The organism is Falsiroseomonas algicola, from assembly GCF_011040385.1.
GTDB lineage: Bacteria > Pseudomonadota > Alphaproteobacteria > Acetobacterales > Acetobacteraceae > Falsiroseomonas > Falsiroseomonas algicola.
This window is the reverse complement of the sequence record NZ_JAAIKB010000001.1, coordinates 820,354-840,678: the sequence shown is the minus strand read 5'-3', so window position 1 is coordinate 840,678 and position 20,325 is coordinate 820,354. Positions and strand designations below refer to the sequence as shown.

Genomic DNA, 20,325 nt, shown 5'->3' with positions numbered 1-20,325 from the left:
CATACCCGCCGGAATGCCGGTGGGACGTGCCCATCCGGACGGGCACGCTGCCGGGCTTCCTGGACGATGTGGCGGCGCGCTTTTCCGCGTTGCCCGCGCTGGAATATCGCGGGCATGTGCTGCGCTATGCGGAGCTGCGCGACTGGTCGGACCGCATCGCGGCGGGGCTGATGGCGCGGGGCATCGGGCGCGGGGATTGCGTGGCGCTCTACCTGCCGAACACGCCCTGGCATCCGCTCTGCTTCTTCGCGGTGCTGCGAACGGGGGCGCGGGTGGTGCATCTCTCGGCGCTGGATGCGAAGCGGGAGATCGGGCACAAGGCGCGGGATGCGGGGGCCACCTGCGTCATCACCACCGGCTTCGGATCGCTGGTGGCGAATGCGCAATGGCTGCGGGAGACGGGCGCGGTGCGCGACGTGTTCCTGGCGCCGGAGGCGCGCTGGGGCGGCGAGGATGTTGCCAACGATTTCCTTCCGCTGCCCGACGCGGATTTGCCCGACGCCTGGCCCGCGATCGGCGTCGAGGATATCGCGCTGCTGCAATACACCGGCGGCACCACCGGCACGCCCAAGGGCGCGATGCTGACGCATGGGAACCTGACGGCGACGGTTGCCTGCTACAAGGCGTGGCGGGATGCGACCTCCCTGCCCGAGGGCACGGCGCGGGTGCTGGTGGCGCTGCCGCTGTTCCATATCTTCGCGCTGACGGCAGTGCTGCTGCGGCAGTTCTCCGAAGGCGCGCTCTGCCATCTGCGCGTGCGCTTCGATGCCGCGGCCTGGGCGGATGATGTGGAGCGGCTGCGCATCACGACCTTCCCCGGCGTGCCGACCATGTGGATCGGCATCCTCAACCTGCCGGGGATCGAGACGCGCGACCTGTCATCCCTGCGGCAGTTGAGTTCGGGCGGCGCGCCGATGCCGCACGAGGTGCAGCAGAAGCTGGAAGCGGTGCTCGGCCAGCGCATCGGCGGCGGCTGGGGGATGACGGAGACGGGGCCGGCCGGCACGCGCCTGCCGCCGCACGCGCCGCGCCGCGCGGGGCTGATCGGGCTGCCGCTGCCGGGCGTGGATGCGCGGATCGTGGCGCTGGACGACCCCAGGCGTGTCCTGCCGCCGGGCGAGGTGGGGGAGATGGCCGTGCGTGGCCCCAACGTCTTCGTGGGCTATTGGGGGCGCGACAATGCCGACACCTTCATCGATGGCTGGTTCCTGACCGGCGACAATGGATGGATGGACGAGCAGGGCTACTTCACCCTGGTCGATCGCCGCAAGAACATGATTCTGTCCGGCGGCTTCAACGTCTATCCCGCGCAGATCGAGCAGGCGATCTACGAACACCCGGCGGTTGCGGAATGCATCGTCATCGGCGTGCCCGACGATTATCGCGGCCAGGCCGCGAAGGCCTTCTGCGCGTTGAAGCCGGGCGCGGCCCCCTTCACGCTGGAGGAACTGCGCGCATTTCTGGGCGACCGCCTCGGCAAACATGAGCTGCCGGCTGCGCTTGAATTGCGGGAATCGCTGCCACGCAGCGCGGCCGGGAAACTGATGGCCGCGACGCTGCGGGATGAGGAAGCGGCGCGCGTGACGCGCCCCTAGGAGAGACGCCATGGAACTCCGCTACACGCCGGAGGAGATCGCCTTCCGCGACGACCTCCGCACCTTCTTCAAGACCCAGATCCCGGCGGAAATCCGCCGCAAGGTGAGCGAGGGGCGCAAGCTGTCGCGCGAGGATATCGTGACGACGCAGCGCGTCCTGCATGCCCATGGCATGGCGACGCCGAACTGGCCGGTTGAGTGGGGCGGCAAGGACTGGTCGCCGGTGCAGCGCTACATCTTCAGCGAGGAGATCCAGGCCTGCGCCGTGCCGCAGCCGCTCTCCTTCAACGTCAACATGGTCGGCCCCGTCATCGCCACCTTCGGGTCGCAGGCGCAGAAGGAGCGGTTCCTGCCGAAGACGGCGACGCTCGATATCTGGTGGGCGCAGGGATTCTCGGAGCCGGGCGCGGGGTCGGACCTCGCGTCCTTGAAGACGACGGCGAAGCTCGAAGGCGACGAGTATGTCGTCAACGGGCAGAAGACCTGGACGACGCTCGGGCAGTATGCGGACTGGATATTCTGCCTGGTGCGCACGGACCCGGCGGCCAAGAAGCAGCAGGGCATCAGCTTCCTGCTCATCGACATGAAGACGCCCGGCATCACCATCCGCCCGATCATCACCATCGATGGCGGGCATGAGGTGAACGAGGTCTTCTTCGACGATGTGCGCGTCCCCGCCGAGAATCTGGTCGGCCAGGTCAACAAGGGCTGGGACTACGCGAAGTTCCTGCTCTCCAACGAACGCATCGGCATCGCGCGCATCGGGCTGACGAAGGAGCGGCTCGCGCGGGTGAAGCGCCTGGCGCAGGAGACGCCGGCGGGGGAGGGGATGGTCTGGGACGATCCCGATTTCCGCCGCCGCTTGGCCTGGTCCGAGATCGAGCTGAAGGCTCTGGAGATCACGCAGATGCGCGTCGTGGCCGCGCAGCGCAGCAAGGCCAGTGACAAGCCCGATCCGTCGTCGTCGATCCTCAAGATCAAGGGCAGCGAGATCCAGCAGCAGGCGACGCAACTGCTGGTGGATGTCGCCGGGCCTTATGCGATGCCGCGGCCGGACCGGGAGGAGGAAGGGCTGAACCTGCCCTCGGTCGGGCCGGAATGGGCGGATGCGGCGGCGCCGCTGTTCTTCAACTACCGCAAGGTCTCGATCTACGGCGGCAGCAACGAGATCCAGCGCAACATCATCGCAAAAGCCTTTTTGGGGCTCTGATCACCGATGGATTTCGACCTGACCGACGAACAGCGCATGCTGGCCGAGAGCGTCAATCGCCTCGTGGCCGATGCCTATGGCGATTTCGAGCATCGCAAGGGCTACCGCGCCGAAGCGCGCGGCTTCGCCGATGCGAACTGGAAGGCGCTGGCGGAGATGGGGCTGCTCGGCCTGCCCTTCGCGGAGGAGGATGGCGGCTTCGGCGGCGGGCCCGTCGAGACCATGCTGGTCATGGAGGCCTTCGGCCGCGGCCTGGTGCTGGAGCCCTTCCTGCCGACCGTGGTGCTGGCCGGCGGGCTGCTGCGGCGCGCGGGCAGCGCCGCGCAGCGCGCGGAAATCCTGCCGGGGGTTGTGGAGGGCAGCACTGTGCTGGCCTTCGCGCATCAGGAACGCCAGGCGCGGCATGACCTGCACGACCTCGCGACGACGGCGAAGCGGGATGGCGAGGCCTGGGTGCTGGATGGCGCCAAGGGCGTGGTGCTGGCGGGTGACAGCGCGGACCGGATCATCGTCTCCGCCCGCACATCCGGCGCACGGCGGGATCGCGAGGGCATCAGCCTGTTCCTGCTGGATCCCGCGACACCAGGCGTCACCCGCCGCGGCTATGCGACGCAGGACGGGCTTCGCGCGGCGGAGCTGGTGCTGGAAGGCGTGCGGGTGCCAGCGGACGCGCTGCTGGGCGCGGAGGGCCAGGCGCTGCCGCTGATCGAGCTGGTGGTGGATGAAGCGAATGCGGCGCTCTGCGCGGAGGCGCTGGGGGCGATGGAGGTGCTGCGCGACCTGACGGTCGACTACCTCAAGCAGCGCCAGCAATTCGGCCAGCCCATCGGCAATTTCCAGGCGCTGCAGCACCGCGCCGCCGACATGCTGGTGGCGACGGAACAGGCGCGCAGCATGGCGATGTATGCGGCGATGATGGTGCAGTCCGGCGATGCGGCGGCGCGGCGCACGGCGCTGTCGGCCGCCAAGGCGCTGGTCGCGAAGCTCGCCGACCAGCTCGGCAAGGATGCGATCCAGCTGCATGGCGGCATCGCGATGACGGAGGAATACAAGGCCGGCCACTACTTCAAGCGGCTGACCATGATCGGCACGCTGTTCGGCGATGTGGACCACCATCTGCGCGTCGTTGTTGCGGCGGGGGGCCTGCCCGAGGCAGTCTGACCCCCAACAAGAGGGGGAGACGATTCATGCCGGGAACGGGCTTCGGGCGGCGCGTGGCGCTGGGGATGGCGGGGGCGGTGCTCGCCTCGCCCACACTGGCGCAGGGTCGGTTCCCCGACCGCGCCATCCGCGTGCTGGTTCCCTTCCCGCCAGGCGGCACCACGGATATCCAGATGCGCGCGCTGTGCGAGGGTGCGTCGCGCCGCCTCGGCCAGCCCATCGTGATCGAGAACCGGCCCGGCGCCGGCGGCAGCCTGGGCGCCACGGCGCTGGCGCAGGGGACGCGTCCGGATGGCTACACGCTGTCCTGCATGCCGAATTCCATCTTCCGCATCCCCGTGATGATGGCGCGGCCAAGCTACGATCCGATGGAGGATTTCACCTGGGTCATCCGCCTGGTGGGCTACACCTTCGGCATCGTCGTGCGCGCCGATGCGCCGTGGCGCACGCTGCAGGAATTGCTGGCGGATGCGCGGGCGAACCCGGGGAAGATCACCTATGGCACGCCGGGCGTCGCCACGCTCGACGTGACGATGGAGCGGATCGCGCAGCTTTCGGGCGGCATCCAGTGGGTGCATGTGCCGTTCCGCGGCGGCGCGGACAACATCCAGGCGCTGCTGGCCGGGCAGATCAACGTCTCCGCCGAGAGCAGCGTCTGGGCGGAGCTGGTGCTGGATGGGCGCCTCCGGCTGCTCGCGACCTGGGGGGAGGAGCGGCCGGCGCGCTTCCCCATGGCGCCGACCCTGCGGGAGGCCGGGGTGCCCGTGGTGAACTCCTCGCCCTATGGCCTGGCGGGGCCGAAGGGCATGGACCCCGAGATCGTCGCCGCGCTGCACGACGCCTTCCGGGACGCGCTGCAGGACCCCGCGCATCTCGCCATCCTGGAGCGATTCAACATGCCGCTGATGTATGCGGATGGCGCCGCCTATGCCCGCTATGCGCGGGAATTCTACGCGGAGGACAGCGCGATGGTGCGGGCGATGGGGCTGCGGTTCTGAGCCTTATCGCTTCCCCGCGATCTGCTTGTTCTCCAGCCGCGACAGCAGCCGGACGCAGGGCCACAACAGAAGAAAGTAGGCCAGCGCGGCGACCATGATGGGAGTCGCGTTGTAGGTCACGCTCTGCGCCTGGCGGGCCTGGAAGAGCAGTTCGGGCAGCGCCACGACGCTGGCGATGGAGGTGAGCTTCACCACCTCCAGCGTGTTGCTGATGAGGTCGGGCAGCACGTTGCGCACGGCCTGGGGCAGCACCACGAAGACCCAGACCTGCCAGGGGCGGAGCCCGAGCGCGCGCGCAGCCTCCGGCTGGCCACGCGGCACGCTCTCGATCCCCGCGCGCAGGATCTCCGCGTAGTAGGCGCCGGTGTTCAGCAGGAAGCCGAGCGCGACCGCGCCCCAGGCGCCGAGGTCGAGCCCCGCGAAGGGCAGGCCGGCATAGAGGAAGATCAGCAGCACCAGCGGCGGGATGGCGCGGAAGAAATCGACGAAGGCCATCAGCGGATAGCGCAGCCAGGGATTCCTGCGCGTGGACAGCACCGCCAGCACGATCCCGGCGCCGAGGCCGAGCGGCACCGTCATCGCCGCCAGCAGCAAGGTCTGGATGAAGCCCTGGATGAGGATCGGGCTCGCCTGGCGGGCGATGTCGAGGTTCAGGAAGGTCTCGATGAAGTCTTCCATCAGCGCTTCCAGGCAAATTTCGTCTCGATCCATCGCCCGGCGAAGACGACGGGGAGGAAGAGGATGATGTAGGCGATGGCGCCGAGGGTCAGCGGGGTCGGGTTGCCGGAGAAGGCCATGGCGGATTGCGCGGCGCCGAGGATCTCCGCCACCGCGACGACGGAGCCGAGCGCCGTGCCCTTGGTGATGGCGATGGTGCGGTTGACCAGCGGCGGGATGGCGATGCGGATGGCCTGCGGCAGCACGATGCGGAACAGCGTCGGCAGGAAGCGGAGCCCGAGCGCACGCGAAGCCTCCCATTGCCCCGCGGGCACGGCGCAGATGCCGGCCCAGTAGATCTCCTCCGCAAAGGCCATGAGCACGAGCGAGAGGGCGAGCCAGGTGGCGCCGAAGCCGGAGAAGTCGATGCCGGCATTGGGCAGGCCGAAATAGATCAGCACGATGATGACCAGCGGCGGCAGCGCGCGGAAGACATCGACCGTGAAGATGATGAGCCAGTTCAGCGGCCGGATGCCGAGCGCGCGGATCGTCGCCAGCACCAGCCCCGCCACCAGGCCGGTGGCGATGATGCAGGCGGCCAGCAGGATGGTGAGGCCGAGACCCTCGATGATCTTCGGCGTGTAGTCCGCCGCGACCTGGGGGTTCAGGAAGGAGAAGGCGAATTTTTCCCAGCCCGTCATGCGGCGGGGACTCCGGCTTCAGGCATCCCTCTTCCCCGCAGGGGGGAAGAGGGCGTCGTGGCCGCCAGGATCAGCAACGCGGTTCGCGGGGCGTGGGGTCGTAGCCGGCCAGGCCGGGCACGCCGGTGCCCGGGAAGACCGTGTTCTCGGCGTCGTCGGCCGCGGGCGCGGTGCCGAACCATTGCTGCGACAGCCGCGCGATGGTGCCGTCCCGCTTCATGCACTCCAGCGCGTTCTCCAGCTCCACCCGCATGGCGGTCGCGCCCATCGGCAGCGGCGCGGACCAGTGGGCGCGCGTATCCGTCATGACGAAGTCGGCGACGAATTGCGGCGTGCGCGTCGCGGCGTAGCGCACGACGGTGTTGCCGCCGAGATTGGCGTAGGCGCGGCCGGACACCACGGCCTGCACGGCATCGGTCTGCGTGTCGTAGGTCTGCACGGTGAAGCCGTAGCGCGCGGCATTCGCGGCGGCCCAGGCGTCATAGGCGCTGCCCTTGTTCACCGTGATCGCCTTGCCGCGAAGGTCATCCATGCTGCGGATCGGCGCGCTGCCGCGGCGGATGCCGAACTGGAAGGCGGTGTAGAGATAGCCTTCCGTGAACAGCATGTTCGCCGCGCGCTCCGCCGTCGCGGTGGTGGGTGCGCAGAGGAAGTCGTAGCGGCCGGCATTCATCGCGGGCACCAGGCCGGAGAAGCTGGCGCTGTCGATCGTCAGTTCCCGCCCCATGCGGCGGGCAGCTTCGCGGAACAGGTCGATGTTGAAGCCCTGCACGCCGCCTTCGAGTCGCGGGAAGGCGTGGGGGGCGAAGGTGCCGTCCACCGCGCAGCGCAGCGGCGGCTGCTGCGCGCTGGCGGGCGCGGCGGCGAGCGCGCTGAATGCAAGCAGGCATGCGGCAAGGGTACGGCGCATGGGGCGGGCCTCCGGATAGGGGTGGTCTGGCGGGGGGACACTCCCACCGCTGGGCCGCGGGCGCCACGCGGCGGAGGCGCGCATTACCGAGAATTCACCCGATTTTGTGCCCCCCGATGCCCGCTGCGGGGGCGGATTGGCTGTGCGGAGGGCAAGTGACGGAAAATCCTGCGCTTCTTTCGTATGCAGGATGAAGGATGCCGCTGATCACATGCCCCATTTTCGCCGCGGCAGCGGCCCGTGCCCGCCAAACCGGCTGCGTAGAACGGGGATGCTGAATGACACCACGGCTCCTGGAACCACTGCGATGCCCCGGTTTGCGCTCTCCCTCGTCGTGCTGGGCCTGATGGCCATCCTGCTGACCGTGCTGCTCGTGCTGGGCGATGCGACGCTGCCTGGCCGCGTGCCGCCCTTCTTCGCCGCGGTGCTGGCGGGGCTGGGTGGGGTGTCGCTGGTCGCGGGGCTCTGGATGCTGGATGGCGCCGGGCCGGAGGAGGGCCGCGGAACGGCGCGGCCCCTGAACCCCATCAGGTGACCGGGATGCGTCCATCGCCGAGCACCGCCTTGTAGCGATCGATCTCGGCGGCGATGAAGTCGCGGAAAGCGGCGCCGCGACGGTCGGCGGGGATCGACCCGCCCCCTTCCAGCACGCGCTGCAGCCCGGGTGCCTGCATGGCGCGGTCCGTTGCCTGGGACAGCGCCTGCACGATCTCCGGCGCCAGGCCGGGCGGGCCGAAGACGCCGACCCAGCTCATCGCATCGATGTCGCCATAGCCCTGTTCGCGCAGCGTCGTGAGGTCCGGGTAGCGCGCGATGCGCGCCAGCGTGCCGGCGGCAAGCGGCCGCAGCTTGCCATCGGCGATCTGCGGCGCGACGGCGGAGACGCCGTCGATCGTCATGTCCACGCGCCCGGCGATGAGGTCCGCCATGGCCGGCGCGCTGCCGCGATAGGGCACATGCGTCAGCTGCACGCCGGCGGCCTTGGCCAGCATCTCGCAGGCCAGGTGGTGCACGGAGCCGATGCCGGAGGAGGCGTAGGAGACGGCACCCGCCTGCGCCTTCGCCGCCGCGATCAGGCTTTCCGTCGTGCGATGCGGAGAGGAAGCCGGCACCACGAGGAGATGCGGATGCACCGCCACCTGCGCCACCGGCGTGAAATCCCGCAGCGGGTCATAGGGCAGGTTGGTGAAGAGCGCGGCGGCGACCGCATTCGGCGTGGAGTGGCCGAAGAGCAGGGTGGAGCCATCGGGGTTCGCCTTCGCCACGGCATCGGCGGCGAGGGTGCCGGAGGCGCCAGAGCGATTCTCGATCACGAAGGGCTGGCCGAAGGCGCTGGCGTATTGCTCCGCGATGCCGCGCGCCACGATGTCCGTGAAGCCGCCGGGCGCGAAGCCCACCAGCATGCGCACGGGCCGCCGCGGCCAGGCGGGCTGCGCCAGCACGGCGGGGGCGGCGAGCGTGCCGAGGGCAAGGGCGGCAAGGGCGCGGCGGGTGGTCATGCAGGGGCTCTCCGGCGTTGCGCCGGAAAGCCTATTGCAGTGCAGCAGGAAGCGCCATCAGGCCTTGTCGGGGTAGAGGGCGCGCAGCCCGGCCTCGGAGGCGTCGCAGCGGCCACGCTCCGTGATCAGGCCGGTGACGAGGCGCGCAGGCGTGACGTCGAAGGCCGGGTTGGCGGCGGCGCTGCCCTCGGCGACCACGCGGATGGTCTCGATCCTTCCATCCGGCGTGCGGCCCGTGAGGTCCGTGACCTCCGCCGCGTTGCGCTCCTCGATCGGGATCTCCGCGACACCGTCGGCGACCGTCATGTCGAGGGTGGAGTGGGGGAGGGCGACCCAGAAGGGCACGCCATTGTCCCGCGCGGCCAGCGCCTTGAGGTAGGTGCCGATCTTGTTGGCGACATCGCCGCTGCGCGTCACGCGGTCCGTGCCGACGATGACGATGTCGACCTCGCCATGCTGCATCAGGTGCCCGCCCGCATTGTCGGCGATGACGGTGTGGGGCACGCCGTGGCGGCCGAGTTCCCAGGCGGTCAGCGCCGCGCCCTGGTTGCGGGGCCGCGTCTCATCCACCCAGACATGCACGTCCATGCCGGCGTCATGCGCCTGGTAGATGGGGGAGAGGGCGGTGCCGTAATCCACCGTCGCGATCCAGCCGGCGTTGCAATGGGTCAGGATGTTCACGCGCTCGCCCTGCTGCTTGCGGGCGGCGATGTCCTGCAGCAGCGGCAGGCCGTGTTCGCCGATGCGGCGGCAGGTCTCCACATCGTCGTCGCAGATGGCGGCGGCCTCCGCATAGGCCGCCGCGACGCGCTCGGCCGGCGAGAGGTTGTGGAGCGCGGCGCGCATGCGGGCCAGCGCCCAGCGGAGGTTGATCGCGGTCGGCCGCGTCTCCCCCAGCATCGCCACGACGCGGTCGAGATGGGCGGTGGAGGCATCCGCGCGGAGCGCCAGCGCCACGCCATAGGCGGCGACGGCGCCGATCAGCGGCGCGCCGCGCACCTGCATGGAGCGGATCGCGGTCGCAACCTGGTCTTCATCGGTCAGGCGCAGGATGTCGAGCGACCAGGGGAGCTTCGTCTGGTCGAAGATGCGGACGGACCAGCCATCGGCCTGGTCGACCCAGACGCTGCGATAGGGGGTGCCGTCGATCTTCATGCCTGTCTCCCGAAGAGTTTGCCTTGAACCATGCCCGGTGCCTCCTCATCCAGGGGCGGGACTAAGAAAGGACGATTGATGCGCCAGACCCTGACCGCCGCCCTTCTCGCCGCGAGCCTCGCCCTGCCGGCCTTCGCCGCGCCGCCCCCCGGCAATGCGCGCCCGGCCTCCGAGGTGCTGCGGATGATCGAGCAGCGGCCGGATTTCGCGTATCTGTCCGAGCTCGACTGGGACGATGACGGCTACTGGAAGGTGGAATACCGGACCCGGGACGGCCGCAAGGTGGAACTGCGCCTCGACCCTGTCAGCGGCGAGCCGCGCCAGCGCTAGATCCGCTGATGCAGCGCGCAGACCAGGGTGAAGAGTCGGCGCGCGGTTTCGAAATCGATCTCGACACGGCCGGCGAGGCGGGCGGTCAACAGCTCCGCCCCCTCGTTGTGCAGGCCACGGCGGCCCATGTCGATCGCCTGGATGCGGGCTTCCGACCCGCCCTCGGCCACCGCCTTCTCGTGGCTTTCCACCACCAGGTGATAGTCCTTGATCAGGCGGCGGAAGGGGCCGAGCGCCAGGACCAGCGCGTGAAGCGGCTGGTCCTGGGCGTCGCGGATATCCAGGATCAGGCGGCCGTCGCGGACGGCGATGGCCAGGCCATAGGGGCCGTCCGGCAGGCCCTGGGGCAGGAAGCGGTTGCCGGCCAGCAGATCCTCCACCGCCTGGCGGCGATCGGCCTCGGCATAGGGGCTGGGGAGCGGCGTCGCATCCGGCAGCACGATGCTGACGAGGTCGCGGGGGCCATGCACGCGGTCAGGCATCGGGCCTTCCGGGGGCCGGGCGCGGGGGCGGGATCGGGTCGTTGCCGTGTTCCGTGCCGTCGAAGCCCAGCCGCATCATCCAGCCCACCGTGGCACCCTTGATCGGGCGCAGCAGCAGCAGGCAGGCGATGGTGAAGGCCGGCAGCCAGACCACCATGTGCAGCCACATGGGCGGCTGGTAGGCCTTCTCGATCCACAGCACCGGCGGCACCAGCAAATGGCCGGCGACGAAGATGGTGAAGTAGGGCGGCGCGTCATCCGCCCGCAGCCGGCCGAGCGGCGCGTGGCAGTTGGAGCATTCCTTGACCACCGTGAGGTAGCCGGAGAAGACCTTGCCGACGCCGCAGACCGGGCAGCGGTTGCGAAAGCCACGCCCCGCGGCCTGCCAGAGGCTGGTGGGGGGCGTATAGGGCAGGGCGGCGGCCGAGCGATCGGGCTCCCAGCGCATGATGAGGCGTTCCTTCCGGCGTTGTGGCCCCATCCGGGGCGCGGCCGTCGGTGACGGCCGGGAAGCCCAGGCGTGCCCCGCCAATTGTGCAGTGCATCATGGCGTGGCGCCCGGGCGGGATCAAGCGTTGCGGTTGCATGGCAGGGTGGCAAGGCAGCGCCCGCTGTCATCGCTCGCCGCTTGAACGGCAGGGCGAGACCCGGGATGGTGGGGCAACGCGGCGGCGGGTCGGAAGGCTGCGCCCTTCAGCAGGGAGACGGGCGATGGCGGAGCGTATCCTGGTGATCAACCCGAACAGCAGCGCGGCCTGCACCCGGGGCATCGCCGACGCCCTGGCGGGCTTCGCGGCGCCGGGGATGCCGCGGCTGGAGGTGACGGATCTGCGGGATGGCCCGCCGGCGGTCGTCACCTGGCGGGACTGGTTCGGCGTGGCGGAGCCGCTCTGCCAGCTGGTGCAGCGGGAGCCGGCCGCGGCCTATGTGATCGCCTGCGTGTCGGACCCCGGGGTGGACGCGGTGCGGACCGTGACGCGGGCGCCGGTCTTCGGGCCGTTGCGCAGCGCCATCGCCGCCGCCCTGGCCCGGGCCGACCGCTTCGGGATCATCGCCTTCGCCGATCCTTCCATCGCGCGGCAGCGCCGTTCCATGGCGGCGATGGGGGTGGAGGCGCGGCTCGCGGGCCACATCCCGCTGAACCTGCCCATGGATGTGCTGACGGACCCGGTGGCGCCGCGCGCCGCCCTGATCGCGACCGCGAAGCGCATCGTGGAGCAGGGGGCGGAGGCGGTGATCCTGGGCTGCGCGGGGATGGCGGCGCATCGCGCGGCGGTGGAGGCGGCCTGCGGGGTGCCGGTGATCGAGCCCTGCCAGGCGGCCACGGCGCTGGCCATCCAGGCCGTGGTGGCCGGGCGCCCGGCGCTGGCGCAGGCGGCGGAATGAGGCGCGCGGCGGTGCTGGCGCTGGCCCTGCTGGCCGCGCCCGCGCTGGCCGTCCCGCCGACGCCGCCCGGCGATGCGGAGGTGGCGGAGGGCGCGCGGCTGGTCGAAAGCGGGCGCTACGAACTCGGCCTGCCGGTGCTGGAATCAGCGCTGGCGCGGCTGCCGGGGGATCCGGACATCCTGGTCTATATCGCCTTCGCGCAGCGCCGCCTCGGCAACCGGGATGCGGCGATGGAGGCCTACCTCCAGGCGCTGGGCAGCAATCCCAACCACCCCGGGGCGCTGGCCTACCAGGGGGCGTTGCTGCTGGAGATGGGGGATCGCGCGGGGGCGGAAGCCAATCTGGCGCAGCTCATGAACAGCTGCGGCAACTGCCCGGAGCGGGAGACGCTGGCGCGGGACATCGCCCGCGCCAGATAGGCGGACTTACTTCAGCTTGGGGCCGGCCGGCTTGCCGTCCCAGCTGTCGGTGATCCAGGTGAAGGCGGTCATCCAGGTGGGGTCGGCACCGGGCGGCAGCTTGCCGGCCTTGAGATCCTCCACCGTGATGCCATCGAGCTGGAGGTGCGGACGCTCCCCGGGCTTGGAGACCAGGCCCTCGTCGCGGCCGACGGCTTCCAGGCGGTCCCACATGAAGGACTGGCCCTCATCCGCGTCCCAGGACCAGCGGCCTTCGAGGGCCAGCACGAAGTCGGCCGCCAGGCCGAACTGGTGCAGGCTGTTCCAGGCCTGCACCGGCGTCAGCATGCGGCCGGACCGGCTGCGGCCGGAGGCGTAGAGGTGGTTCTGCCGCCAGGGGCCGCGCATGCCCTCATAGATGCCGAAGGGGATGCCTTCCGCGTTCAGGCGGGCGACGACGCGCAGCGCGCGGTCCCGGAAGGCGGTGTGCAGCATCTTCGGGTCGCGGTTCACGCGATCCACGTTCCGCCAGGGGAAGGTTTCCGTCACATGGGTCGGCGACTTGGCGCCGGCGACCTGGCGGCGGAGCAGGCCGGCGGGGGCGAAGCCCTGCTGGCCGCCGGGCGCCTCCACCTGGATCCAGCCATCCGCGGCCTCCGCCACCATCACCACGATCTGGTCGGCCGGCAGCGCGCGCACCGCCTTCTGGTCCGCGCCGGGGCCCGCGCGCAGCTCGGTCGCCGCGGTGACGCGGAAGAGGACGGGGTAGGCGGAAGGGTCGGTCATGCGGAAGCCTTCGCTGTGGAGCGCGTGCAGGCAGGGGTTTAGCGCGGGGCCCGGGGGGCCGCCTAGACCGTCGGCGTCCAGGCCGGCGGGGCCTCGCTGCCCGTCTGGGCGGTGATGCGGGTGTAGTGTTCCGGCCGGCGGTGGCGGGCGAAGTTGAAGATGGTGTTCCGGCCAAGCTCGCACATGCCGAGATCGCATTCCGCGACGATCACCTCGTCATCCCAGGAGGTCGCCTGGGCCATGATCTCGCCCTGCGGGTTCACGATGATGGAATGGCCGAAGAGTTCGTGCCCGTCCTCCGTCCCCGCCTTGGCGACGCCGACGCCGAAGCAGGCATTCTGGTAGCAGCCGGCCTGGATCGACAGGTGGCTATGGGCGACGCGGAGGTGATGCGCCTCGAACCCCCGGTTCTCCATGTTCAGGCTGGGCGTGTTGTAGCCGAGCATGACGAGTTCGACCTGCTGCAGGCCCAGCACGCGCCAGCTTTCCGGCCAGCGGCGGTCGTTGCAGATCATCATGCCGATATTGACGGGGCCCGCCGCGCCGATCGGCGCCCGGACCACGGGGAAGCCGAGGTCGCCCGGCTCGAAATAGCGCTTCTCCAGGTGCTGGACCTTGCGGACGGGATCGTATTCCGCGTGGCCGGGCAGGTGCACCTTGCGGTACTTCAGGACGACCTGGCCGTTGGGATGGACATAGACCGCGGTGTTGAAGCGGCGGCCATCCGGCGTCTTCTCCGCGTAGCCGAGGTGGAAGCCGATGTTCAGGCGGCGGGCGGCATCGAAAAGCGGCGCGGTCTCGTTGGACGGCAGCGCGTGTTCGTACCAGTGATCGGCGTCGGCCAGATTCTCGTGATGCCAGCGCGGGAAGAACGTCGTCAGCGCGAGTTCGGGATAGACCACGACCTCCGCGCCGCGCCGCGCGGCCTTTTCCATCAGGGCGATCATGCGGGCGACGGCGACGTCGCGGCCCTCGGCCTTCTGGAGGGGGCCCATCTGGGCGGCGGCGACGGTGAGGCGACGGAAGGTCATGCGCGATGCTTACCGCGCGCGGGCGGCACGCGGAAGTATGCGGTCAGCCCGCTTCCGCGAGGCAGGACCAGTCGGCCGCCTTGCCCATGGCGCCCTCCGGCAGCCCGGCCCCGAAGCGCCAGGCGCGGGGGCGTTCGGGCGGCGCCAGGGTCGCTTCCGCCCAGGCCGCGAGTGTTCCGCGCAGAACAGCAAGATCGGAGGCTGGGTCGCGGGGGACGATGAAGGCCTTGAGGCGATCCCCTTCCTCGGGCCGCATCAGCCGGACGGAAGCGGCCGCGACGGCGGGATGGGCTTCGAGGGCCGCGCGGATGCGCGCGGGGAAGACGTTGTGGCCCGCCACCTGCACGGCGCCATCCGCCCTGCCCCCGATGGTGAAGCGGCGGCCGCAGGGCAGGAAGGTGAGGTGGTCGGGCGCGGCGATGGCCTCGCCGTCGCGCGTCCAGCTAGGCAGCAGGGTGAAGGGGCCGTCCGGCGTGTCGCGCCAGCCGATGCCGGCGGTCTCCGACGAGCCGTAGACCTGCACCAGCCGCGCCAGGCCGCGATCCCGCAGTGCCATCGCGGTGGCGGGCGGGCAGGGGGCGGTGGAGGTGACGCCGATGATGTCCGGCGGCAGGGCGCCGGGGGCGAAGCGTGCCACGGCGCCCCACCAGGCGGGATGGCCGATGAGGAGGTCGCCCGGCTGCAGCTTGGCGGCGACGCCGGCGGGCGAGGTGCCACGCAAATCCAGCACGGGCAGGCCGCCGAGATGCCGCGGCAGCAGTTGCGTGAACAGGAAGCCGTAGATGTGATGCGACGGCACGGCGGACAGCACACGCTGCCGAGGGCCGATCAGCCCAGCGTGGCCCGCCGCCTCCGCCTCCAGCCGCGCCAGTGCATGGGTGCAGGGCTTCGGCTCCCCGGTGCTGCCGGAGGTGCGGAAGGTGATCGCGGCATCGAAGCGGGTGAGAGCCTCGCGCGCGATGGCGCGCCAATCCTCGATGCGGCGATGGGCGAGGAGCAGATCCTCGATCCCGCTTTCATGCAGGTGGAGTGCTTCGGACACGGCGGCGGCGACCGAGAGAAGCTCAATCGAGTCGAGCATGTCGAGCGGCGCCGCCGCAGGCTCGCCCGGGCGCAGCCGCGCGACCTCCGCGGCGATCAGGTCCGCGAGGAAGCGCGCGCGCGCCTCCTCCGCCTGCCACCAGGCCGTGACGCTCACAGGCGCTTCACGAAAACCCAGTAGGTGTCGGACGCGATGGCCTTCTTCATGTGCACCTTCACCTGCGTCGGCTTCATCTGGTAGTCGAAGGTGTAGGAGAACATCGTGTTCATGCTGCCGGCGGCGACGCCCTTGTCGAACTCGCCACGGAAGGCCGGGCGGTTGGTGCAGGGCGCGACCTCGGTGAAGAAGTTCTTGCCGATCACCGCCTTCGGGTCGCGGCCGGTGATCTTGCCCTCCGCGGAGTTGTAGCGAAGCACCTTGCCGGTGCGGTCGAGCTCGATCGCGCCGAAGGCCAGGCGGTCGATGTCGTTGGACGACATCCCCGACAGGACGTTGTCGATATCGCCCTTGGCGAAGCTCATGAGGTCGAGGCTGCCGTCCACCGCTGCGTTCCCTTGTCGAGGCTGGGCCCGCCATCCATCGACGGGCCGACGCAGGCTAGGAGACGGCGGCTAAGGAAGGGTTGAAGACGGGCGGTCATCGACCGCGCCCTGTCTTCCTTGCCGCGAATTCATCACGGGCGTGGATCAGGCCGGCGCCTCCGCGCCCACCTGGTCCACGATGCGGCGGTAGTGCTGCGGGCGGCGGTGCTGGGCGAAGTTGAACATCTTCTCCTTGCCCTGGCGGCAGGCGTCGAAATCGACCTCCGCCACGATCACCTCATCGTCCTTGGTCTTCGCCTGTGCCACGACCTGGCCGTTGGGATCGACGATGACGGACCCGCCGATCAGGCCGGCGCCATCCTCCACGCCCGCCTTGGCGACGGCGATGGCCCAGGTGGCGTTCATATAGGCATTGGACTGCGCGGCCAGGATGGAGTGGAAGGTGCGCAGTTCCTCGCTCTCGCTCTCCCCGCCATTCGGGTCATAGGCGGCGGAGTTGTAGCCGACCATCACCAGCTCCACGCCCTGCAGGCCGAGGCAGCGCCAGCCTTCCGGCCAGCGGCGGTCGTTGCAGACCAGCATGCCGAGCACGGGGCGGCCCCAGGCTTCCGGGCCCCGCTGCACGGGGAAACCCATGTCGCCATACTCGAAATACATCTTCTCGAGCTGCTGGTACTTCTGGCCTTCCTTCACGTGGTCGGAGCCGGGGAGGTGGATCTTGCGGTACTTGAACAGGATCTCGCCATCGGGGCCGACGGTGATGGCGCTGTTGAAGCGGTGTCCATCGGGCGTGAGTTCGGCGTAGCCCACGTAGAAGCCGACGCCGAGGTCGCGCGCGCGGTCGAACAGCTTCTGCACCTGCGGGTTCGGCATGGCGGCTTCGAAGCAGCCCAGCAGCTCCGGCGCATCGCGCTCCATCGGCCAGCGCGGGAAGAAGGTGGTGAAGGCGAGTTCGGGGAAGACCACGAGCTTCGCACCCTTCGCCGCCGCCTGTTCGAGCAGCGCGATGAGGCGTGCGAGGGTGGCGGCGCGGCTATCGGCGCGTTGGATGGGGCCGAGCTGCGCGCCGGCGATGATCAGCTTGCGGGTCATCGGAAGAGGTCCTTGATGTCCTGCGTGGTGCCGCCGAAGCCGCGCCAGAGCAGGATGAAGCCGAGGCAGAAGCCGGCGCCGAAGGCGAAGCCGGGGATGCCGGGGCGTGCCCCGGCGAGCTGGGCGAGGATGACGGCGACGATGCCCGCCGCGGTACCGGTGCCGACCGCCATGAACAACTGCGTCCGGCCCGGCTTCACCCGAGACTGCGGCTTTGGCGGCGCGGCGCGGGAGGGGCGCGGCGGGCGCTTGATCCAGCGCTGGCCGGGGGGGCGGCGGGGTTCAGGGGCCATGGAAGCGGGTGTAGCGCCCGCGCGGGCCCGAGTCAGCCCGGCCGCCGCGCCGGCGATGAATCGGCAAGGAGCCGATGCCATGATGGCGACCATGCGATCCCTGCTGATGGCCCTGATCCTGCTGCCCGCCCTGGCCATGGCGGAGGCGCCCTGCGCGGGCGAAGGCGATCCCTTCATCGAACGGCCCGGCTTCGGCGCCGCCACGCCGTTGCCCACGGCAGAGGCCCCGGCCCTTTCGCGGCGGGACGGCGGCACGCTGGTGCTTCAGGGAGAACTCGGCCCCATCCGGCTGGCGGATCATCCCGCCTGTGCGGAGTCGTCGGACCATGTCGAGTGCGTGACGCATCGGCTGGTCGCGGCCTTCGCGGCGCCGCGTGGCTACCTGGTGCAGCGCCAGCACTACGAGCATGCCGATCACCTGTGGGTGGATGCCATCCAGGGCCAGCGCGAATCGCTGGCGCACCTGCCACGATTCTCGGCCTCGCTTGGCTGGATGGTGTCGGTGTCCCCCTCCACCTATGCGGCGCTGAACGGGATCGAGGTCTTCGACCTGTCGCGGGGCGGCGTCATCCGCACCTGGCAGCACGTGCCGCGCCAGGGCGTCGAACGCTACGCGCATTTCACCTTCTGGCGCTGGACCGGGGAGGAGGAGGCGCTGCTCTGCGCCTGGCGGGGCAGCCCGCCCGAGATGACGGGGCCGGAGCCCGTCATGCTGCGCCGGGGCGAGTTCGGCTGGCGGATCGAACCGCTATGAGGCGCGCTGCGAGCGCGGGCCGATGGGGCAGGTCGCTTCGCGGCTGACCAGGTCGAAGACGAAGAGCATCTTCGCCATGCCGGTCAGCACGGCCGCGACCATCGCGAGTTCGACGATCTCGGCCTCGTTGAAGAAGCTGCGGAGTTCGGCCTGGAGCGCGGGCGTGCATTCGCCCTGCATGTTGGGCAGCGCCATCTCCGCGGCCAGGCGCATCACGGCGCGGTCGCGGTCGTCGAAGACGGGGTTGTCGATGTCGCCGATGGCGTCGATCTGCGCGGGCGTCACGCCGGCATCCAGCGCCGACTTCGTGTTGCCCTTGTTGCAGAAGGCGCAGCCATGGATGATGGAGAGGCTGAGGCGCAGCACCTCCTTCACCCGGCGCTCGACGCGGCCCTTGAAGAAGACCTCCGCGTAGAAGCCGTCATAGTACCAGGCGAGGAGTTCCGGCGCCTGGGCCAGCACCTCGATCAGCGTCGACTCACCGCGGATCTGGTCGGCCGTTTCGGCCACGCTTCGCCAGCGCGGCTCCATGGCAGCGCGTGGCAGGGGAGTTATGGCGGGGTTGGGCATGACACGGCCTCCGATGCCTTCAACGCCACAGCCGGGCGCGCGCCAGGACGAAGCCGATAACGCCGATGACGCTGGCAACCCAGATACCGCCCAGGTCCTCGGCGCTCAATTCCAGAATGAAGTAGGCGATCAGAGTCAACCCAGCGGAGATCAGGATAGCGATCGTGATCGCGGTCGCGCGCTTCGACGGCGGCGCATACTCCCGCTCATCGTCATCGGCCGGGTCGCGAAAGGGATCGTCGCGGCGGGGCGAGCGCGCCATGGTGCGGTGCTAGCTCTCTAGTTCGGGGCGGATGGCGTCAACGATGGGGCGGTAGCGGGCGGTCTCCGCCGCGATGAAGGCGGCGGCGGAGGCCGGTGTGCCGGGGGCCGCCGCTTCGATCCCGGCGCCAGCGAGTTGGGCCCGGAAGGCGCCATCCGCAAGTGCCGCGTTCGTCGCCTCCGACAGTCGCGCCATGATCGGCTCCGGCAGGCCGGGCGGGGCGAAGACGGCGTGCCACAGGACGGCGGTGAAGCCGGGGCGGCCCAGCGCCTCCGCCGCCGTCGGCACATCCGGCGCCTGGGCGGCGCGGGCTGCCGACGCCACGGCCAGCATGCGCGCGCGCCCGGCCTGGTGCAGCGGCAGCCCGGCGCCGAGGGTATTCACGGCCAGCGCCAGGGTGCCGGCGACCAGGTCATTCATCGCCGGCGCGGCGCCGCGATAGGGGATGTGGCTGATCTCAACGCCGCCCGCTTCCCGCTTCAGGATCTCGGTCGCGAGGTGCATGAGCGTGCCCGTGCCGGGCGACCCATAGGCCATGGGCGGGCGGGCGTTGCGGGCGGCGGCCAGGAAGGCGGCGAGCGTGCCGGGCTGCGAGGGGTTGGCCAGCCAGCAGAGCGGACCGCCGCCGAGCGTGGCGACCGCCAGGAAGTCCTTCGCCTGGTCGTATTGCGGCTGCGCGGTGACGAGGTTGTAGAGCGCGTGGGTGGAGGCGGTGCCGAAGAGCAGGGTGTGGCCGTCGGGCCTCGCCCGCATCACCTCCTGCGCCCCGATCGCGCCGCCGGCGCCGCCGCGGTTTTCCGTGACCACGGGCTGGCCGAGTTCGCGGGTCATGCGGTCTGCGTAGAAGCGGGCATAGACGTCGGTCGGGCCGCCGGCGGGGAAGGGGATCACCAGGCGGATGGGGCGCGCGGGGAAGGTCTGCGCCAGCGCGGGCGCGGCCAGGGTCGAGCCCGCGAGGGCTAGCAGGGAACGTCGGCTAAAGACCGGCATCGCGCCAATTCTCCACGGGGTTATCGGGATGGGGGGTGAGGCCCGCGGCGCGCACGCCGGCGATGGCCGCATATTCGTCCTTGTCGGAGGCATCGCCGCTGACCCCGACGGCGCCGATCACCGCGCCGTCCGCGCGGCAGATCAGCACGCCGCCTGGCACCGGGATGAAGCGGCCATCGCTGGCGGCCGCAATGGCCGACTGGAAGGCAGGGCGTTCCTTCAGCCGGTCGCGGATCACGCGGCTGCCGATGCCCATGCCGAGCGCGCCATGTGCCTTGCCGCGGGCGATCTCGGCCCGGAGGATGCCGGACCCATCCTCCCGCTTCAGCACGATGATGTGGCCGCCGGCATCGAGGACGACGACGGTCAGCGGCAGCAGCCCGGCCTCCCGCCCCGCCGCCAGCGTCGCATCGGCGATGCGCTCCGCATAGGCCAGCGGCAGTTCGACGGCGAGGTGCCTGACGTAGTAGTCGCCCCCCAT

The 20,325-nt window shown here is 70.5% G+C and carries 26 protein-coding genes; 9 read left to right on the top strand and 17 right to left on the bottom strand.

Translation table 11 applies throughout. The features are described 5' to 3' along the window. Nucleotides 1-26: 26 nt before the first annotated feature. The 4 genes from G3576_RS04020 to G3576_RS04005 are packed head-to-tail and all read left to right on the top strand — an operon-like array spanning nucleotide 27 to nucleotide 4,964. Nucleotides 27-1,595 (top strand): AMP-binding protein, encoded by a 1,569-nt coding sequence (locus G3576_RS04020; RefSeq protein ID WP_328728396.1) that lies wholly within the window; start codon nucleotides 27-29, stop codon nucleotides 1,593-1,595. Between the two features lie 10 nt (nucleotides 1,596-1,605). After that, the gene (locus G3576_RS04015) at nucleotides 1,606-2,805 is read left to right on the top strand and encodes an acyl-CoA dehydrogenase family protein (RefSeq protein ID WP_164693003.1); all 1,200 of its coding nucleotides are present in this window, start codon (nucleotides 1,606-1,608) and stop codon (nucleotides 2,803-2,805) included. Nucleotides 2,806-2,811: 6 nt separating this feature from the next. Continuing rightward, the gene (locus tag G3576_RS04010; protein WP_164693002.1) at nucleotides 2,812-3,966 is read left to right on the top strand and encodes an acyl-CoA dehydrogenase family protein; all 1,155 of its coding nucleotides are present in this window, start codon (nucleotides 2,812-2,814) and stop codon (nucleotides 3,964-3,966) included. A 26-nt stretch (nucleotides 3,967-3,992) separates the two neighbouring features. Continuing rightward, a complete protein-coding gene (locus G3576_RS04005) occupies nucleotides 3,993-4,964 on the top strand; it encodes a tripartite tricarboxylate transporter substrate binding protein (protein ID WP_164693001.1) in 972 nt (323 codons plus the stop codon). A 3-nt stretch (nucleotides 4,965-4,967) separates the two neighbouring features. Here the strand turns inward: G3576_RS04005 and G3576_RS04000 are convergent, their stop codons facing one another. The 3 genes from G3576_RS04000 to G3576_RS03990 form a co-directional block, all read right to left on the bottom strand. Then, on the bottom strand, nucleotides 4,968-5,642 hold the full coding sequence (locus tag G3576_RS04000) for an amino acid ABC transporter permease (protein ID WP_164693000.1): 675 nt from the start codon (nucleotides 5,640-5,642) through the stop codon (nucleotides 4,968-4,970). Then, nucleotides 5,642-6,322 carry an amino acid ABC transporter permease gene (locus G3576_RS03995; protein ID WP_164692999.1) on the bottom strand — a complete coding sequence of 227 codons (681 nt, stop codon included), beginning with the start codon at nucleotides 6,320-6,322 and terminating at the stop codon, nucleotides 5,642-5,644. The genes G3576_RS04000 and G3576_RS03995 overlap by 1 nt, the downstream gene beginning before the upstream one ends. A 70-nt stretch (nucleotides 6,323-6,392) precedes the next feature. Beyond that, a complete protein-coding gene (locus tag G3576_RS03990; protein ID WP_164692998.1) occupies nucleotides 6,393-7,232 on the bottom strand; it encodes a transporter substrate-binding domain-containing protein in 840 nt (279 codons plus the stop codon). Between the two features lie 307 nt (nucleotides 7,233-7,539). Between G3576_RS03990 and G3576_RS03985 the strand changes: the two genes are divergently transcribed. Continuing rightward, complete coding sequence (locus tag G3576_RS03985) at nucleotides 7,540-7,767, top strand: hypothetical protein (protein WP_164692997.1); 228 nt, start codon at nucleotides 7,540-7,542, stop codon at nucleotides 7,765-7,767. Here G3576_RS03985 and G3576_RS03980 read toward each other — a convergent pair. Then, the gene (locus tag G3576_RS03980; protein ID WP_164692996.1) at nucleotides 7,760-8,731 is read right to left on the bottom strand and encodes a Bug family tripartite tricarboxylate transporter substrate binding protein; all 972 of its coding nucleotides are present in this window, start codon (nucleotides 8,729-8,731) and stop codon (nucleotides 7,760-7,762) included. The two genes, G3576_RS03985 and G3576_RS03980, sit on opposite strands and share 8 nt — an antisense overlap. Before the next feature lie 57 nt (nucleotides 8,732-8,788). Beyond that, complete coding sequence (gene mtnA / locus G3576_RS03975; RefSeq protein ID WP_164692995.1) at nucleotides 8,789-9,886, bottom strand: S-methyl-5-thioribose-1-phosphate isomerase; 1,098 nt, start codon at nucleotides 9,884-9,886, stop codon at nucleotides 8,789-8,791. 78 nt (nucleotides 9,887-9,964) lie between these two features. Between mtnA and G3576_RS03970 the strand changes: the two genes are divergently transcribed. Then, nucleotides 9,965-10,216 (top strand): PepSY domain-containing protein, encoded by a 252-nt coding sequence (locus G3576_RS03970; protein ID WP_164692994.1) that lies wholly within the window; start codon nucleotides 9,965-9,967, stop codon nucleotides 10,214-10,216. Here the strand turns inward: G3576_RS03970 and G3576_RS03965 are convergent. Both G3576_RS03965 and G3576_RS03960 read right to left on the bottom strand, forming a co-directional pair. Beyond that, a complete protein-coding gene (locus tag G3576_RS03965) occupies nucleotides 10,213-10,698 on the bottom strand; it encodes a UPF0262 family protein (protein WP_164692993.1) in 486 nt (161 codons plus the stop codon). The genes G3576_RS03970 and G3576_RS03965 overlap by 4 nt on opposite strands. After that, nucleotides 10,691-11,146 (bottom strand): DUF983 domain-containing protein, encoded by a 456-nt coding sequence (locus G3576_RS03960; RefSeq protein WP_164692992.1) that lies wholly within the window; start codon nucleotides 11,144-11,146, stop codon nucleotides 10,691-10,693. Before G3576_RS03960 ends, G3576_RS03965 begins: the two co-directional genes overlap by 8 nt. Nucleotides 11,147-11,409: 263 nt before the next feature. On the opposite strand from G3576_RS03960, the gene G3576_RS03955 reads away from it, so the two are divergent. Both G3576_RS03955 and G3576_RS03950 read left to right on the top strand, forming a co-directional pair. Then, on the top strand, nucleotides 11,410-12,084 hold the full coding sequence (locus tag G3576_RS03955; RefSeq protein ID WP_164692991.1) for an aspartate/glutamate racemase family protein: 675 nt from the start codon (nucleotides 11,410-11,412) through the stop codon (nucleotides 12,082-12,084). Then, nucleotides 12,081-12,503, top strand: coding sequence for a tetratricopeptide repeat protein (locus G3576_RS03950; protein WP_164692990.1), 423 nt, complete (start codon nucleotides 12,081-12,083; stop codon nucleotides 12,501-12,503). The genes G3576_RS03955 and G3576_RS03950 overlap by 4 nt, the downstream gene beginning before the upstream one ends. 6 nt (nucleotides 12,504-12,509) lie before the next feature. Here G3576_RS03950 and G3576_RS03945 read toward each other — a convergent pair whose 3' ends face one another. From G3576_RS03945 to G3576_RS03920, 6 genes are all read right to left on the bottom strand, one after another. Beyond that, a complete protein-coding gene (locus G3576_RS03945) occupies nucleotides 12,510-13,268 on the bottom strand; it encodes an SH3 domain-containing protein (RefSeq protein ID WP_164692989.1) in 759 nt (252 codons plus the stop codon). Between the two features lie 62 nt (nucleotides 13,269-13,330). Beyond that, nucleotides 13,331-14,299 carry an N-carbamoyl-D-amino-acid hydrolase gene (locus G3576_RS03940; protein ID WP_164692988.1) on the bottom strand — a complete coding sequence of 323 codons (969 nt, stop codon included), beginning with the start codon at nucleotides 14,297-14,299 and terminating at the stop codon, nucleotides 13,331-13,333. A 43-nt stretch (nucleotides 14,300-14,342) separates the two neighbouring features. After that, nucleotides 14,343-15,497 carry an AMP-binding protein gene (locus G3576_RS03935; RefSeq protein ID WP_164692987.1) on the bottom strand — a complete coding sequence of 385 codons (1,155 nt, stop codon included), beginning with the start codon at nucleotides 15,495-15,497 and terminating at the stop codon, nucleotides 14,343-14,345. Then, the gene (pyp, locus tag G3576_RS03930; RefSeq protein ID WP_328728390.1) at nucleotides 15,494-15,883 is read right to left on the bottom strand and encodes a photoactive yellow protein; all 390 of its coding nucleotides are present in this window, start codon (nucleotides 15,881-15,883) and stop codon (nucleotides 15,494-15,496) included. Before pyp ends, G3576_RS03935 begins: the two co-directional genes overlap by 4 nt. A gap of 144 nt (nucleotides 15,884-16,027) precedes the next feature. Beyond that, a complete protein-coding gene (locus G3576_RS03925; RefSeq protein WP_164692986.1) occupies nucleotides 16,028-16,975 on the bottom strand; it encodes an N-carbamoyl-D-amino-acid hydrolase in 948 nt (315 codons plus the stop codon). Continuing rightward, entirely contained in the window at nucleotides 16,972-17,148 is a 177-nt protein-coding gene (locus G3576_RS03920) for a hypothetical protein (protein WP_164692985.1), read from the bottom strand. Before G3576_RS03920 ends, G3576_RS03925 begins: the two co-directional genes overlap by 4 nt. A gap of 199 nt (nucleotides 17,149-17,347) precedes the next feature. Between G3576_RS03920 and G3576_RS03915 the strand changes: the two genes are divergently transcribed. Next, nucleotides 17,348-18,022, top strand: coding sequence for a hypothetical protein (locus tag G3576_RS03915; protein WP_164692984.1), 675 nt, complete (start codon nucleotides 17,348-17,350; stop codon nucleotides 18,020-18,022). Here G3576_RS03915 and G3576_RS03910 read toward each other — a convergent pair. The 4 genes from G3576_RS03910 to G3576_RS03895 are packed head-to-tail and all read right to left on the bottom strand — an operon-like array spanning nucleotide 18,017 to nucleotide 20,325. Continuing rightward, nucleotides 18,017-18,592, bottom strand: coding sequence for a carboxymuconolactone decarboxylase family protein (locus G3576_RS03910; protein ID WP_164692983.1), 576 nt, complete (start codon nucleotides 18,590-18,592; stop codon nucleotides 18,017-18,019). The genes G3576_RS03915 and G3576_RS03910 overlap by 6 nt on opposite strands. Before the next feature lie 19 nt (nucleotides 18,593-18,611). Then, nucleotides 18,612-18,854: a hypothetical protein gene (locus G3576_RS03905; protein WP_164692982.1), complete on the bottom strand. Its 243-nt coding sequence runs from the start codon at nucleotides 18,852-18,854 to the stop codon at nucleotides 18,612-18,614. Nucleotides 18,855-18,863: 9 nt separating this feature from the next. After that, the gene (locus G3576_RS03900) at nucleotides 18,864-19,844 is read right to left on the bottom strand and encodes a Bug family tripartite tricarboxylate transporter substrate binding protein (RefSeq protein ID WP_164692981.1); all 981 of its coding nucleotides are present in this window, start codon (nucleotides 19,842-19,844) and stop codon (nucleotides 18,864-18,866) included. Continuing rightward, on the bottom strand, nucleotides 19,831-20,325 hold the full coding sequence (locus G3576_RS03895; protein ID WP_164692980.1) for a GlcG/HbpS family heme-binding protein: 495 nt from the start codon (nucleotides 20,323-20,325) through the stop codon (nucleotides 19,831-19,833). Before G3576_RS03895 ends, G3576_RS03900 begins: the two co-directional genes overlap by 14 nt.

Coding starts and splice junctions, on each gene's coding strand:
- G3576_RS03940 (WP_164692988.1), bottom strand. CDS start 14,299: ATGACCTTCCGTCGCCTCACCGTCGCCGCCGCCCAGATGGGCCCCCTC.
- G3576_RS03960 (WP_164692992.1), bottom strand. CDS start 11,146: ATGCGCTGGGAGCCCGATCGCTCGGCCGCCGCCCTGCCCTATACGCCC.
- G3576_RS03945 (WP_164692989.1), bottom strand. CDS start 13,268: ATGACCGACCCTTCCGCCTACCCCGTCCTCTTCCGCGTCACCGCGGCG.
- G3576_RS03990 (WP_164692998.1), bottom strand. CDS start 7,232: ATGCGCCGTACCCTTGCCGCATGCCTGCTTGCATTCAGCGCGCTCGCC.
- G3576_RS03980 (WP_164692996.1), bottom strand. CDS start 8,731: ATGACCACCCGCCGCGCCCTTGCCGCCCTTGCCCTCGGCACGCTCGCC.
- G3576_RS03895 (WP_164692980.1), bottom strand. CDS start 20,325: ATGGGGGGCGACTACTACGTCAGGCACCTCGCCGTCGAACTGCCGCTG.
- G3576_RS04015 (WP_164693003.1), top strand. CDS start 1,606: ATGGAACTCCGCTACACGCCGGAGGAGATCGCCTTCCGCGACGACCTC.
- G3576_RS03985 (WP_164692997.1), top strand. CDS start 7,540: ATGCCCCGGTTTGCGCTCTCCCTCGTCGTGCTGGGCCTGATGGCCATC.
- G3576_RS04010 (WP_164693002.1), top strand. CDS start 2,812: ATGGATTTCGACCTGACCGACGAACAGCGCATGCTGGCCGAGAGCGTC.
- G3576_RS03905 (WP_164692982.1), bottom strand. CDS start 18,854: ATGGCGCGCTCGCCCCGCCGCGACGATCCCTTTCGCGACCCGGCCGAT.
- G3576_RS03900 (WP_164692981.1), bottom strand. CDS start 19,844: ATGCCGGTCTTTAGCCGACGTTCCCTGCTAGCCCTCGCGGGCTCGACC.
- G3576_RS03970 (WP_164692994.1), top strand. CDS start 9,965: ATGCGCCAGACCCTGACCGCCGCCCTTCTCGCCGCGAGCCTCGCCCTG.
- G3576_RS04005 (WP_164693001.1), top strand. CDS start 3,993: ATGCCGGGAACGGGCTTCGGGCGGCGCGTGGCGCTGGGGATGGCGGGG.
- mtnA (WP_164692995.1), bottom strand. CDS start 9,886: ATGAAGATCGACGGCACCCCCTATCGCAGCGTCTGGGTCGACCAGGCC.
- G3576_RS04000 (WP_164693000.1), bottom strand. CDS start 5,642: ATGGAAGACTTCATCGAGACCTTCCTGAACCTCGACATCGCCCGCCAG.
- G3576_RS03925 (WP_164692986.1), bottom strand. CDS start 16,975: ATGACCCGCAAGCTGATCATCGCCGGCGCGCAGCTCGGCCCCATCCAA.
- G3576_RS03920 (WP_164692985.1), bottom strand. CDS start 17,148: ATGGCGGTCGGCACCGGTACCGCGGCGGGCATCGTCGCCGTCATCCTC.
- G3576_RS03910 (WP_164692983.1), bottom strand. CDS start 18,592: ATGCCCAACCCCGCCATAACTCCCCTGCCACGCGCTGCCATGGAGCCG.
- G3576_RS03995 (WP_164692999.1), bottom strand. CDS start 6,322: ATGACGGGCTGGGAAAAATTCGCCTTCTCCTTCCTGAACCCCCAGGTC.
- G3576_RS03950 (WP_164692990.1), top strand. CDS start 12,081: ATGAGGCGCGCGGCGGTGCTGGCGCTGGCCCTGCTGGCCGCGCCCGCG.
- G3576_RS03955 (WP_164692991.1), top strand. CDS start 11,410: ATGGCGGAGCGTATCCTGGTGATCAACCCGAACAGCAGCGCGGCCTGC.
- G3576_RS03965 (WP_164692993.1), bottom strand. CDS start 10,698: ATGCCTGACCGCGTGCATGGCCCCCGCGACCTCGTCAGCATCGTGCTG.
- G3576_RS03915 (WP_164692984.1), top strand. CDS start 17,348: ATGATGGCGACCATGCGATCCCTGCTGATGGCCCTGATCCTGCTGCCC.